Consider the following 12870-nt stretch of genomic DNA (forward strand, 5'->3'; position numbering starts at 1 on the left):
TATGCCGGCCACTCCCGTCGTCGTCCACGGCTCGCGTCGCGCCGTTCCCACCTCCACCTACCGGCTCCAGGTTCATGGTGGGTTCGGGTTCGACGCGGCCGCGGAGCAGGCGCCCTACCTCGCCTCGCTCGGTGTCTCGCACCTCTACCTGTCGCCGATCCTCCAGCCGGCGCCCGGGTCGACGCACGGATACGACGTCGTCAGCCACGACGCCCTCAACGAGGAGGCGGGTGGGCGCGAGGCGTTCGACCGTCTCGTGGCGGCTGCCCACCAGCAGGGCCTCGGCATCATCGTGGACGTCGTGCCCAACCACATGACCGTCCCCGGGACGACCCACCTCAACGCGCGGCTCTGGTCCTTCCTGCGCGAGGGACGCGACTCGCCTGCGGCATCGTGGTTCGACGTCGACTGGGACGTCGACGGCGCGCAGGTGCTCATGCCGGTGCTGGGCTCCACGCTGGAGGAGGTGCTCGCGGCGGGTGAGCTGTCGGTGGCCCACGACGGCGGGCCGGGCGGCACCGAGACGGTGCTGCGCTACTACGACCACGACTACCCCGTGCGACCCGGGACCGAGGAGCTCGAGCTCGCCGATCTCGTTGCGGCACAGGCCTACCGGCTGACCAGCTGGCGGGACGGCGCCGCCCAGCTCAACTACCGACGGTTCTTCGACGTGACGACGTTGACGGCGGTGCGGGTCGAGGACCCCGACGTCTTCGCGGCCAGCCACGCGCTGCTCCTCTCGCTCTTCCGGGACGGGTCCATCGACGGCTTCCGGATCGACCACCCGGACGGCCTCGCCGACCCGGGGGGCTACCTCGCCCGTCTCGCGGACGAGACCGGTGACGCCTGGGTCGTGGCCGAGAAGATCCTCGAAGGCGAGGAGCAGCTGCCCGAGTCGTGGCGGTGCGCCGGGACGACGGGCTACGACACCCTGCTGCGGGTGCAGCAGGTGCTGACCTCCGACGCCGGCGACACGGTGCTCGACGGCCTGTGGGCCGAGCGGGCGCCCGGCCGCGAGTCGCTCGACGACGTCGTGCTCGAGGCCAAGCAGCACGTCGTCGCGTCGGTGCAGGCCGCAGAGGTCAACCGGCTGATGCGGCTCGTCGACCGGGTGGTTCCCGAGTCGGACCCCGCCCGCACCCGCGAGGCCCTCGGCGCGCTGCTCGTGTCGATGGACCGCTACCGGGCCTACGTGGTCCCGGGGGCTCCGGTGGACCCGGAGCAGCGGGCGGTCCTCGAGGCCGCGGCCGAACGTGCGCGCGGTCTCCTCTCGCAGGAGGCCCACGCCGACCTGGACCGCGTGGTCGCCCTCGCGCTCGGCGAGGCGCCCGACGGCGCGGACCGCGCCCTCGTCGACGACTTCGTCGTGCGCTTCCAGCAGACCTGCGGACCCGTCATGGCCAAGGGCATCGAGGACACCGCGTTCTACCGGTGGTTCCGCATGACCGGCGCCAACGAGGTGGGGGGGCACCCGTCCCACCTCTCGATCGGTGCCGACGAGTTCCACGCGTTCGCCGCACGCCAGCTCGCGACATGGCCCTCGACGATGACCACCCTCACGACCCACGACACCAAGCGCTCCGAGGATGTGCGGGCGCGGCTCATGACGCTCGCCGAGAGCGCGCCGGAGTGGGCGGAGTGGGTCTCCGCGGCGTCGGACCTGGCCGCCGCACATCGGGACCCGCTCCTCGACGACGCCACCGAGTACTTCGTCTGGCAGAGCGTCCTCGGTGCCTGGCCGATCACCCCGGACCGGATCGAGGGCTACGTCCTCAAGGCGGTGCGCGAGGCCAAGGACCACACGGCATGGGTCGACGGGGACGCCGACTACGAGGCGGCGGTCGTGCGCTTCGCCCGGGCCGCGGTCTCGGACCCTGCCGTCGTCGCGCACGTCGAGACGTGGCTGTCGCTCCACGGAGCCTCGGTGCGGGCCAACGTCCTCGGCCAGAAGCTCCTCCAGCTCGCCACGGTCGGGGTGCCCGACGTCTACCAGGGCGCCGAGCTGCAGACGCTGACCCTCGTCGACCCCGACAACCGCGGCGCCGTCGACTACGCCGAGCGCGTGGAGCGCCTGGCGCGGCTGGACGCGGGGGAGCGGGCGCGCGACCTCGACGACGAGAAGCTGCTCGTCACGGCCACCGCCCTGCGCCTGCGGCGGGAGCACCCGGAGTGGTTCGTCGGTGACGGCGCGACCCATGCGCGTGTGGACACGACGTCCTCGCACGCCCTGGCACTGGCCCGTGGTGACGACTCCGGAGCGCAGGTGGTCGCCGTGGTCACCCGCGAGGCCGACCGGCTCGCGGTCTCGGACGGCTGGGGCGGCGCGGAGGTCACGCTGCCACCGGGAGAGTGGCGAGACCTGTTGTCCGAGAACGAGACCCAGCGCCTGTCGGGCTCCGTGCCCGTGGCCGAGGTGCTGGTCGACCTGCCCGTCGCGCTGATGGTGAGGACGTCATGATCGAGGTGTGGGCCCCCGACGTCGAGCGGGTCGAGATCCAGCTCGGCGCGCCGGGCGAGACCCTGACGCGCGAGCCCATGGTGCGCGACGCCCAGGGCTGGTGGCGCTGGGAGGGTGATCCAACGGCATACGCGGAGCTCGACTATGCCTTTCTGGTTGACGGGCAGGAGCCGGCGCTGCCCGACCCGCGCAGCGCCTGGCAGCCGCACGGCGTCGACGGGCCCAGCCGGCTCTTCGACACCTCGGTCCACGAGTGGGCCGACACCGGCTGGCGCGGCCCGCGCGATGGTGCCGGCACGCTCGGTGGCGTCGTCTACGAGCTGCACGTCGGCACCTTCACCGACGAGGGCACCTTCAACGCGGCGATCGACCGGCTCGGCCACCTCGTCGACCTCGGGGTCGACGTCGTCGAGGTGCTGCCCGTCGCCGCGATCCCGGGACGCTGGGGCTGGGGCTACGACGGGGTCGACCTGTATGCCGTCCACGACCCGCTCGGCGGGCCCGCGGGCTTCCAGCGGTTCGTCGACGCCTGCCACGCCCGGGGGCTGGGCGTGTGCCTCGACGTCGTCTACAACCACCTCGGGCCGAGCGGCAACTACCTCGGCCGGTTCGGGCCGTACTTCACCGAGTCGCACATGACGCCCTGGGGGCCGGCGGTCAACCTCGACGCGCCCGGCTCGGAGGTCGTGCGGTCGTTCATCATCGACAACGCGCTGCGCTGGCTGCGGGACTTCCACGTCGACGCGCTCCGCCTCGACGCCGTCCACGCCCTCGTCGACGAGGGGGAGCGGCACCTGCTCGTCGAGCTGTCCGACGCCGTCGCCGACCTGTCCGAGCAGCTCGGACGGCCGCTCGACCTCATCGCCGAGAGCGACCTCAACGACACGTCGATGGTCACGCCCACCTCCGAGGGCGGCATGGGCATGACCGCGCAGTGGGCCGACGACGTCCACCACGGTCTGCACGTCGTGCTCACCGGCGAGACCCAGGGCTACTACGAGGACTTCGCCGGCGGCACCCGCGCGATGCCCGGGGGCGGCCCCCTCGACGTGCTCGCCAAGGTGCTCACCCGGGGCTTCTTCCACGACGGCACCTGGTCCAGCTTCCGCGGACACGAGTGGGGGCGGCCCGTCGACGTCGACCGCCTCGACGGCCGCCGTCTCGTGACCTACCTGCAGACGCACGACCAGGTGGGCAACCGGGCCACCGGCGACCGGATCGGCAGCGCGCTCACCCCGGGCCGCGCCGCGATCGGGGCCGCGCTCTACCTGCTCGGTCCCGGCACGCCGATGATCTTCATGGGGGAGGAGTGGGCGGCGTCCTCGCCGTGGCAGTTCTTCACCGACTTCACCGACGAGGGCATGGCCGAGGCGGTCCGCGCCGGGCGCCGCGCCGAGTTCGGGGGCCACGGCTGGGCCGAGGACCAGGTGCCCGACCCGCAGGCCCGGTCGACGCGGGACGCCAGCGTGCTCCGCTGGGACGACCTGTCCGCCGAGCCGCACGCCTCGCTGCTCCAGTGGTACCAGCAGCTCATCGCCCTGCGCCGCGAGGTGCTCGGCACCGGCGAGACGCGGTTCGCCGACGTCACCTGCTCCATCGAGGACGACGGGAAGCGCTTCGTCATGACGCACCGCGGCCTCACCGTCACGGCCGAGCTCGACGCCGACACCGTCACCGTGTCCGCACCCGGCAGGCCGGACCTCGTCCACCCCTGACGAGCAGCCTCCGCGAGCAATTGAAGGACGCCGAGCGCGCGTTTGCGACGAAGGAGCAACTGAGCGCGCTTGACGCCCTTCACGGTTCCGCGGTCAGGCCGGGTCGTCGCGGGGCGGGCGCACGCGGAGCATGCCCTCTTGGGCGACGGTCGCGACCATGGTCCCGTCGGCGGTGAACATGCGACCGATGCCGAGGCCGCGACCACCCTGAGCCGACGGCGACTCCTGCGCATAGAGCACCCATTCGTCGGCCCGCGCCGGGCGGTGGAACCACATCGCGTGGTCGAGCGAGGCGACGTTGAGCGTGCCGTCCATCCACTGGCGGCCGTGGCGCCGCAGCACCGGCTCGAGGAGCGCGTAGTCCGACGCGTACGCGAGGACCGCGCTGTGCAGCAGCGGGTCGTCGGGGAGCTCGCCGATCGCCCTGAGCCACACGCTCTGCCGGGCCACCTGCTCCGGACCGGGGGCGACGAAGAGGTTGCCCTCGACGTGGCGCTGCTCGATGGCCCGCCCCTCGGCGAGGTGCTTGGCACCCGGGTGGTCGATGCCGCCGAAGACGTCGCTGAGCGACTTCAGACCGTCGGGCCGGGGCACGTCCGGCATGGGGTCGTGGTGGTCGAGACCCTCCGCGGGCTCCTGGAAGGAGCAGCTCATCGAGAGGATGGGCTTGCCGTTCTGGATCGCGTGGGCACGGCGGGTCGAGAACGAGCGGCCGTCGCGCATCCGCTCGACGGCGAAGGAGATCGGCTGCGTGTCGTCGCCGGGACGCATGAAGTAGGCGTGCAGCGAGTGCAGGGGGCGGGGCGACTCGGTGACGACCGTGCGACCGCAGGCGACGACCCCCTGTGCCAGGACCTGTCCGCCGAAGACGCGACCGTGCGGCATCTTCTGGCTCTGCCCGAGGAAGAGGGTCATGTCCTCACCGAACGACATCGGCACCGAGGTGCTCTCGCCGTCACCGGACGCGGCCGAGCGCGCGGTCGTGATGCTGACCTCGGCGCTGCCCACCTCCACGAGGTCGAGCACGTCGAGCAGGTGGGTCAGGGCTGGCGGGGAGGGGTCACTCACAGCGTCACCCTAACGAGGATTCGGGGTCAGGCCACCAACGGACCGCGACGCTCGCTCCGGCGACCGGTGGCCCGTGACCCCGACCCGGCGGCGACCCGGTCGAGGGCGCGGGCCAGCCGCTCCACCGCCTCGACGAGCTCGGCCGGTGGCAGGACGTAGGGCAGCCGGATCCATCGGTCCAGCCCTCCGGCAGCGGCGAAACGGGGACCACTGGCGACGAGCAGGCCCTCGTCCTCGGCGGCCAGCGTCACCTCGGTCGCGACCGGTTCCGGCAGCTCGACCCAGAGGGACAGCCCGCCGTGCGGGAGCACGAACCGCAGCTCCGGCACCCTGGTCCTCAGCGCCGTGGCCAGCGCGTCCCTGGCCTCGACCAGCCCCCGTCGGCGATCGTCGGTGATGCCCGGGGCCGACCGCATGAGGTGCAGGAGGACGAGCTGGTCGATGACCGGCGCACCGATGTCGAGCGGCACCCGGGCGGCGACGAGGGAGTCGTGCAGACGACGGGGGGCGCGGATCCAGCCGATCCGCAGGCCGCCCCAGTGTGACTTCGACGCGCTGCCGACCGAGATCGTGTCGGCGTGGTGGACGCCGAACGGCAGCGGCATCGGGCCGTCGTGGTCGAGGCCGATCTCGGCCACCGTCTCGTCGACGACGGCGGTGATGCGGGCCCGCCCGAGCGCCGATGCGACAGAGGCGCGCTCGTCGTCGGGCATGAGGTTCCCGGTGGGGTTGTGGAAGTCCGGGAGGAGGATCGCCGCCCTCGCACGAGAGGCGCGGATCGTGGAGGTCATGGTCGGGACGTCCCACCCGGTGGGTTCGACGGGCACGGGGCTGATCCGCGCCCGCAGCTGGGAGAGGGTCGGGAAGATGTTGGGGTAGGTCGGCGTCTCCATGACGACGGTGTCGCCGGGGGAGAGCAGGGCCCGCGCCGCGATGGCGGTGCCGACGACGGCTCCGGTCGTGATGAGCACGTCGTCGGCACTCGTCGGCAGCCCGCGCTCGGTGTAGCGCGCGGCGACGACCTCGCGCAGCTCGGGGACGCCCGAAATGAGGTAGCCGCTGCCGCACAGGTATCCCGGCGACGCGGCGATCGCGGCCTCAGCCGCCTGGGTCATGCCGGCCGGTGCCCGCAGGGCCGCACAGGTGAGGTCGATCGTCCCCTCGGGCACGTCGGGCGAGAGGTGGAGGCCGGTGTCGCGCCGGACCACGCCGCTCGGCAGGCTCGCCACGCTGCCCGAGCCACGGCGGGAGGTGAGGTAGCCGCGCTCGCGCAGCACGGCATACGCGCTGCTCACCGTCGTCCGGCTGAGTCCCAGCGCGTTCGTGAGGTCGCGCTCGCTCGGGAGGCGGGTGCCGACCGCGATGCGCCCGTCGGCGATGAGCAGCCGGAGCGAGTCCGCGACCATCCGGTATGCCGGGTGCTCACCGTCGGTGGGGCCGACGAGGGTCGCGAGACGGCTGGCGGGGAGGACGGGAGCGGCCATGGGGCCACTGTCGCACAAGTGGCCATGGATTCGAAGGCCACTTGTCTGCGACGATGGCGCACATGAGCCCGATCCAGACCCTGCGCTCCGGCGCCGCCCGCCGGGTCGACCTCCTGCCGATGACCCCCAAGGAGCAGCTGCACGCCGGCCGCACCGTGCGTCGTGTCGCCCAGCTGCTCGTCGGGCTGTGGCTCTACGGCACGGCGATGGCGATGTTCATCCGGGCCGAGCTGGGCCTGGACCCGTGGGACGTCTTCCACTACGGCGTCCAGGAGAAGCTGGGATGGAGCTTCGGGACCGTCGTCATCGTCGTGGGCGCGCTCGTGCTGCTGCTCTGGATCCCGCTGCGGCAGTGGCCGGGACTCGGGACGGTGGCCAACGTCTTCGTCATCGGCATCGCCACCGACGTCATGCTCGGGATCCTGGAGACGCCGGACGCGCTGTGGCTGCGGTGGGTGCTCCTACTCGGCGGGATCGTCGTCAACGGCATCGGTGGGGCGATGTACATCGGCAGCCAGTACGGTCCCGGGCCTCGTGACGGGCTGATGACCGGCATCTCGCGGCGCACGGGGCTGTCGATCCGCCTCGTGCGCACGAGCCTCGAGGTCACGGTGCTCGCCGTCGGCTGGCTGCTCGGTGGCATCGTCGGCTTCGGGACGGTCCTCTACGCGGTCCTCATCGGGCCGGCGGTGCAGGCCTTCCTGCCGATGCTCACGGTGAAGGTCACGCCGCCGGCGCGGCTGGCGCTCGGCGTCCCCGACGACTCAGCCGTCGACAGCCAGGGCGAAGGGCAGGACCTCGTCGACACCCGCCCGGCGCAGCTCGCGACCCGCGACGGTGAGCGTCCAGCGTGAGCTGACGAGGTCGTCGACGACCAGCACCGGGCCACGCAGGCCGGCCAGCGTCGCCGCGAGCTCCGGACCGACGACGATCCGCTCCCACACGCCGGCGAGCCGGAAGGCGCTGTTGCCACCGGGCTCGCCCGTGGGACCACCGTGCTGGAGGTCGAGGGTCCCGAGGAACGGCAGCCGTCCGATCTCCGCGAGACCGTGAGCGAGCGACTGCACGAGCTGGGGATGGCTGCGTGAGGGCATCGCCACGATGCCCGCCGGACGCTGCGACCAGCCCCACCCGGCAAGCACGCCGACGCAGGCACGCAGCAGTTCCGGCGTTGCGGGCGCGTCCTCCCGCAGGACGTCGCGGAGCCGCTGGCCCCAGCCGAGGTCACTCATCCGAGCCAGTGCACGCCCGGGAGAGAGCGCCTCGCCGGCCGGGATCTTGCCCTTGACGGGCACGCCGAGGCGGTCCATCCCCGTCGGCCACTGCGCCCGCGGGTCGAGGTCGAGCCCGACCCGGGCGAGGCGCTCGCGGGCGGCGCCGACGACGCGGTCGGGCACGTCGGTGGCGAACCACTGACCCGCGCAGGAGTCGCAGCGACCACAGGGCACGGCCGTGTCGTCGTCGAGGGTGCGTTGAAGGAAGGCCATCCGGCACTCGGTCGTGCTCTCGTAGTCGAGCATGAGCTGCTGCTCGTCGCTGCGACTGCGGGCGACGCGCTCGTAGCGCTCGGCGTCGTAGGTCCACGGCTGGCCGGTGCCCGTCCAGCCACCCTGCACCCGGGTCACCGCACCGTCGACGTCGAGCACCTTGAGCAGCAGCTCGAGGCGGGTACGGCGCACGTCGACGACGGCCTCGATCGCCGCGGTCGACAGGGGCCGGCCCGCCTCGGCGAGGGCACGCAGCACGGCGTCGGCCTGCTCCTGGCGCGGCATCGACACCGAGGCGAAGTAGTGCCAGATGTCCTTGTCCTCGGGGCCGGGCAGGAGCAGCACGTCGGCGCGCTCCGTGGCTCGCCCGGCACGACCGACCTGCTGGTAGTAGGCGACCGGTGAGGAGGGGGCGCCGAGGTGCACGACGAAGCCGAGGTCGGGCTTGTCGAAGCCCATGCCGAGAGCCGAGGTGGCGACGAGCGCCTTGACCTCGTTGTCTCTCAGCGACGCCTCGAGCCGCTCCCGGTCGGCGGGGTCGGTGCGCCCGGTGTAGGAGGCGACGCGGTGGCCCGCCTCGGACAGGGCGCTCGCGACCTCCTCGGCGGCGGCGACCGTGAGGGCGTAGATGATGCCGCTGCCGGGCAGCTCGTCGAGGTGGGCCAGGAGCCAGCCGAGCCGCTGCTCGGGGGACATCGAGCTCAGCACGCCGAGGCGCAGCGAGTCGCGCGCCAACCCGCCGCGCACCGTGAGGACGTCACGCCCACCCGCTCCCAGCTGCTCGACCACGTCCGTGACGACGCGGGCGTTGGCCGTCGCGGTGGTGGCGAGGACCGGCACGTCGGCGGGGAGGGCCTCGAGCAGGTCGCGGATCCGCCGGTAGTCGGGCCGGAAGTCGTGCCCCCAGTCGGAGACGCAGTGCGCCTCGTCGACGACGAGGAGTCCGCAGCGCCGGGCGAGGTCGGGCAGCTGCTCCTCGCGGAAGCGCGGGTTGTTGAGACGCTCGGGGCTGACGAGCAGCACGTCGACCGAGTCCGAGGCGAGCGCCTGGCGCACATCGTCCCAGTCCTGGGCGTTGGCGGAGTTCATCGTCACGGCACGGATGCCGGCGCGGGACGCCGCGGCGATCTGGTCACGCATGAGGGCGAGCAGCGGCGAGATGATGACCGTCGGACCGGCTCCCTGCGCCCGGCGCAGGGCCGTCGCCACGAAGTAGACCGCCGACTTGCCCCAACCCGTGCGCTGGACGACGAGCACGCGGGACCGGTCCGCGACGAGGGCGGTGATCGCGTCGAGCTGCCCGTCGCGGAAGTCGACGTCGTCACGTCCGACGAGCCGGCGCAGGGCCGTGGTGGCGTCGGCGGCGAGCGTGGTGGTCTCAGCGGTGTTCGTCATGGTGCCCCCACCGTAGGCGGACCGGCCGACAACCCCCTCCCGCAGGCGGGAGGGGGGTCCACCTGACGAGAGGAGCGGCACCCCAGCCGGCGGAACGGCATACCGGCTGGTCTCAGTCGTCGAGGAGCCGGTCCCGGACCTGTTTGCGCAGGACCTTGCCGATCTGCGAGCGGGGCAGCTCGTCCATGACGACGATGCGTCGGGGCACCTTGTAGGCAGTGAGGACCGAGCCCCTCGACGAGCAGCTCGCCGGTCGTGGACTCCCACAGCTCCAGCGTGTTTCCGAGGTCCTCAGCCTCGGCCCGAGGCCGCGCCACCACGGACCGGGCCCGACGGGTCAGGACCACCCTCGCGGGTCGACGCCCCCCGGCACGTCCGCCAGCGGGTCGTAGGGCGTGCGGGTGAAGCGGAAGGTTGCGACGTCGAGGTGCGACACCGTGCCGTCCCCACGACGGAGCACCCGCAGCGGCTCGCCGGCGTAGTAGCCGTCGAGACCGACCCACTCGTCGCGGCCCACCTGCCGGAAGCGGGATCCTCGGCCGGCTCCGGGCTCTCCGAGGACGAGGTGGTCGCCGACGAAGCGCGCGATCTCGACCGCGGGGCCCCAGTGCCACGTCCCGGCGAGCTCCAGGACGTTAACCGACCCCGAGGCGAGCCACGGCGTCACGGCCGCCGGCTCGAGCTCGCGCATCGTCCGGAGCAGGTCCCTGGGCAGGTCCTTCAGCGCCCTGCTCGCGGTCGTGTTGGTGAAGAGGACGACGCCGTCACCGGCGGCGCCGCTCGGACCCTTGCCATCGTCGCCGTCGCCGTCGAGGTGCACGCGCTGCATCGCCAGGAACCCCGGCATCGACCCCCCGTGGCCGGCGGAGCGGGCGCCCGCGACGTTCCACACCTGCCACCCCAGACCGTGCGACCCGGTCCACGGCTGCCCGGGCTCGTCGACGACGTGGTGGGGCTCGACCATCTCGGCAAGAGTCTCGGCCGAGAGGACGTCGCCCACCTGCCCACCCAGGAGGGCGGCCCATCGCGAGAGGTCGCCGACGGTTGTCCACAGCTGACCGGCGGGTGCCATCGCGCCGGCGTCGTGCTCGGGCTCGGGCAGCAGCACGTCGGCGAACGGGTGGACCGCAAACCCGTGTGCCGCAGCGCCGTCGGGACGAAGCGTCGTCCGCGTCATGCCGAGGGGCTCGAGGATCTCGGAGCGCACCACGTCGAACCACGGACGAGCCCGGACCATCTCGAGGAGGCGACCGAGAGCGGCATACCCCGTGTTGGAGTAGTGGAAGCGTCGACCGGGACGGAACCGCGACCCGACGCCCGACCCGACGAGCTCGTCCCAGTCGACGCCCGGAGTCCGCTCCCACCAGGCGCCCTCGGTCTCTGCCTGCACGCCGCCGGAATGCGTGAGGAGCTGCTCGATGGTCACGTCGTCGAGGGCGCTGCCGGGCACGTGCTGGCCGAGACGGTCGTGGAGGTCGACGAGGCCCTCGTCGCGCAGCCGCATCACCGCGACCGCGACGAACGTCTTGGTGATCGACCCCATCCGGAACTGCGTGTCCGCGTCGACCGGAGCGCCATCCTGTCGCCCGTCGACCGTGCCCACGGCGCCCGACCAGACGAGCTCGCCACCGCGGACGAGCCCGGCCGCGACCGAGGGGAGCCGGTGCTCTCGCTGGCCGGTCGCGAGGACGTGGTCGAGACGGGCGTGGGTCGTGGCGGAAAGCGGCATCCGTCCACCCTAGGTGCGTGCCGCCGCCGTGTTCGACGGGGCTGAGAGACTGTCCCCATGACCCCGGTCGACCCTGCACCTGAGCCCACCGCTCGCCCGTACCGCACGCAGGTGCCGTTGCGCTGGTCCGACATGGACGCCTACGGCCACGTCAACAACGTGCAGTACCTCCGGCTCCTCGAGGACGCGCGCGTCATCGGCTTCCGGGAGTGGTTCGGAGCGGACAAGTCGCTCCTCGACGGCGGCGTGGTCGTCTCGCGCCACGAGATCGAGTACCTCGCGCCGCTCACCTACCGCCCCGAGCCGATCGAGGTGGACATGTGGGTCACCCGCACGAGTGGCGCCGGCTTCACCCTGGGGTATGTCGTGCGGGACCCGGAGTCGTTGGGGGAGAGCGTGTACGCGCTCGCCGAGACGGGGCTGGTCCTCTACGACTTCCGGACCTCCCGGCCGCGTCGACTCACCGAGGACGAGCGCTCGGTCCTCGAGGTCCACGTCGGTGGCCCGGTCGCGTTCCGGTGGTCGCGCCGGTGAGCGCTTCGGTCCCGTCCCGACTCGTCCTCACCGACCACGACTCGCTGCTCGATCTCGGCCGGTATGCCGCCCGCGCCCGAGCGCTCGATGCCGACGGCGCCGTGCGGCTCCAGGCGGTCGGCTCCGTCCTCGCCGCATGGGTGGGAGTGCTCCCCGGCACGGGGCTGCTCGGCACCGGCACGACCCTCGGGCTGCGGACCTCGGCGCTGGCCGAGCCCGCCGAGCTCGACGTCCTCGTCCCGCTGGGAGCGGTGACCGACCGGGTCGCGCACGAGGGCGAGCCGGCGGTCCTGCCTGTGCCGCCGATGCGGGTCAACGCCGCCTGGGCAGCAGTGTCGCCACCTCGGGGCGGGTGGGAGCCCCAGCCGTCGATCGCCCCGGAGACGTTGCAGCGCACCGCCGCCGAGGGCATCGCGGAGGTGACCGACGGGGCGCCGGAGGGTTCGGGTGCCGCCGCGGTGGCGGCCCTGCGCGCCCAGGTCTGGCGCCGGCCCGTCGACGGGTCGCCCCATGCGCCGGCGGCCCTGGCCTTCGCGGCCTACGCCCTCGGCTTCCTGTCGCCGGGGGTCGAGGCGACGGTCGCCACGAGCGGTCCATGGACCCGCCTGACGACACCCGTGGGCCACGCCCTGACCCGCAGCTGACCCGCAGCTGATCCGCGGCAGGCCGCGACCCCGGCGCTGGTTGGCGTCGGGTGCGGGGGCGGGGTCATCGTCGGTGGTGGGTGCCGTCGTCGCCGGAGGCGCGGTCGAGGTGCAGGTCCGAATTGAGGTTGGTGCCGGAGTCGACTCCTTCGAGGGCGGTGTCGTAGGCGCCTCGGGTGCGGTCCCACACCACGTGGGACCGGCCGTCGCTGTCGGCGGCGACCCAGCCGTGGAAGCGCTGCGAGTGCACGGTGGTGTGGTGGCGTGGGCAGAGGAGGGCGGCGTTGGACAGATCGCTCGGGCCGCCGTCGGCCCAGTGGATGAGGTGGTGCGCGTCGCACCACGAGGCGGGGGCG

General features: G+C 73.0%; 10 protein-coding genes. 5 read left to right on the top strand and 5 right to left on the bottom strand.

Annotated features, from left to right (window positions below; genetic code table 11):
* The first annotated feature begins 1 nt into the window (after nucleotide 1).
* Together treY and treZ are read left to right on the top strand one after the other, a co-directional pair.
* On the top strand, nucleotides 2–2458 hold the full coding sequence (gene treY / locus ACOJV9_RS13440) for a malto-oligosyltrehalose synthase (RefSeq protein WP_420185723.1): 2457 nt from the start codon (nucleotides 2–4) through the stop codon (nucleotides 2456–2458).
* A complete protein-coding gene (gene treZ, locus ACOJV9_RS13445; protein ID WP_420185724.1) occupies nucleotides 2455–4173 on the top strand; it encodes a malto-oligosyltrehalose trehalohydrolase in 1719 nt (572 codons plus the stop codon). Before treY ends, treZ begins: the two co-directional genes overlap by 4 nt.
* Before the next feature lie 93 nt (nucleotides 4174–4266).
* Here treZ and ACOJV9_RS13450 read toward each other — a convergent pair whose 3' ends face one another.
* Entirely contained in the window at nucleotides 4267–5241 is a 975-nt protein-coding gene (locus tag ACOJV9_RS13450; protein WP_420185725.1) for an acyl-CoA thioesterase, read from the bottom strand.
* 26 nt (nucleotides 5242–5267) lie between these two features.
* The gene (gene yczR, locus ACOJV9_RS13455) at nucleotides 5268–6725 is read right to left on the bottom strand and encodes a MocR-like transcription factor YczR (RefSeq protein ID WP_420185726.1); all 1458 of its coding nucleotides are present in this window, start codon (nucleotides 6723–6725) and stop codon (nucleotides 5268–5270) included.
* A 62-nt stretch (nucleotides 6726–6787) separates the two neighbouring features.
* Here yczR and yczE point away from each other — a divergent pair, with 62 nt between their 5' ends.
* Entirely contained in the window at nucleotides 6788–7579 is a 792-nt protein-coding gene (gene yczE / locus ACOJV9_RS13460) for a membrane protein YczE (RefSeq protein ID WP_420185727.1), read from the top strand.
* Here yczE and ACOJV9_RS13465 read toward each other — a convergent pair.
* Both ACOJV9_RS13465 and ACOJV9_RS13470 read right to left on the bottom strand, forming a co-directional pair.
* Nucleotides 7490–9607: a RecQ family ATP-dependent DNA helicase gene (locus tag ACOJV9_RS13465; RefSeq protein WP_420185728.1), complete on the bottom strand. Its 2118-nt coding sequence runs from the start codon at nucleotides 9605–9607 to the stop codon at nucleotides 7490–7492. The genes yczE and ACOJV9_RS13465 overlap by 90 nt on opposite strands.
* A gap of 337 nt (nucleotides 9608–9944) precedes the next feature.
* On the bottom strand, nucleotides 9945–11336 hold the full coding sequence (locus ACOJV9_RS13470) for a serine hydrolase domain-containing protein (protein WP_420185729.1): 1392 nt from the start codon (nucleotides 11334–11336) through the stop codon (nucleotides 9945–9947).
* Nucleotides 11337–11393: 57 nt separating this feature from the next.
* On the opposite strand from ACOJV9_RS13470, the gene ACOJV9_RS13475 reads away from it, so the two are divergent.
* On the top strand, nucleotides 11394–11870 hold the full coding sequence (locus ACOJV9_RS13475) for an acyl-CoA thioesterase (protein WP_420185730.1): 477 nt from the start codon (nucleotides 11394–11396) through the stop codon (nucleotides 11868–11870).
* Nucleotides 11867–12514, top strand: a complete 648-nt coding sequence (locus ACOJV9_RS13480) for a DUF8185 domain-containing protein (RefSeq protein ID WP_420185731.1) — start codon at nucleotides 11867–11869, stop codon at nucleotides 12512–12514. Before ACOJV9_RS13475 ends, ACOJV9_RS13480 begins: the two co-directional genes overlap by 4 nt.
* A gap of 64 nt (nucleotides 12515–12578) precedes the next feature.
* Here ACOJV9_RS13480 and ACOJV9_RS13485 read toward each other — a convergent pair.
* A partial coding sequence (locus tag ACOJV9_RS13485) for an HNH endonuclease (protein WP_420185732.1) occupies nucleotides 12579–12870 on the bottom strand: 292 nt, incomplete at its 5' end.

Source organism: Knoellia terrae (assembly GCF_048606435.1).
Lineage (GTDB): Bacteria > Actinomycetota > Actinomycetes > Actinomycetales > Dermatophilaceae > Knoellia > Knoellia terrae.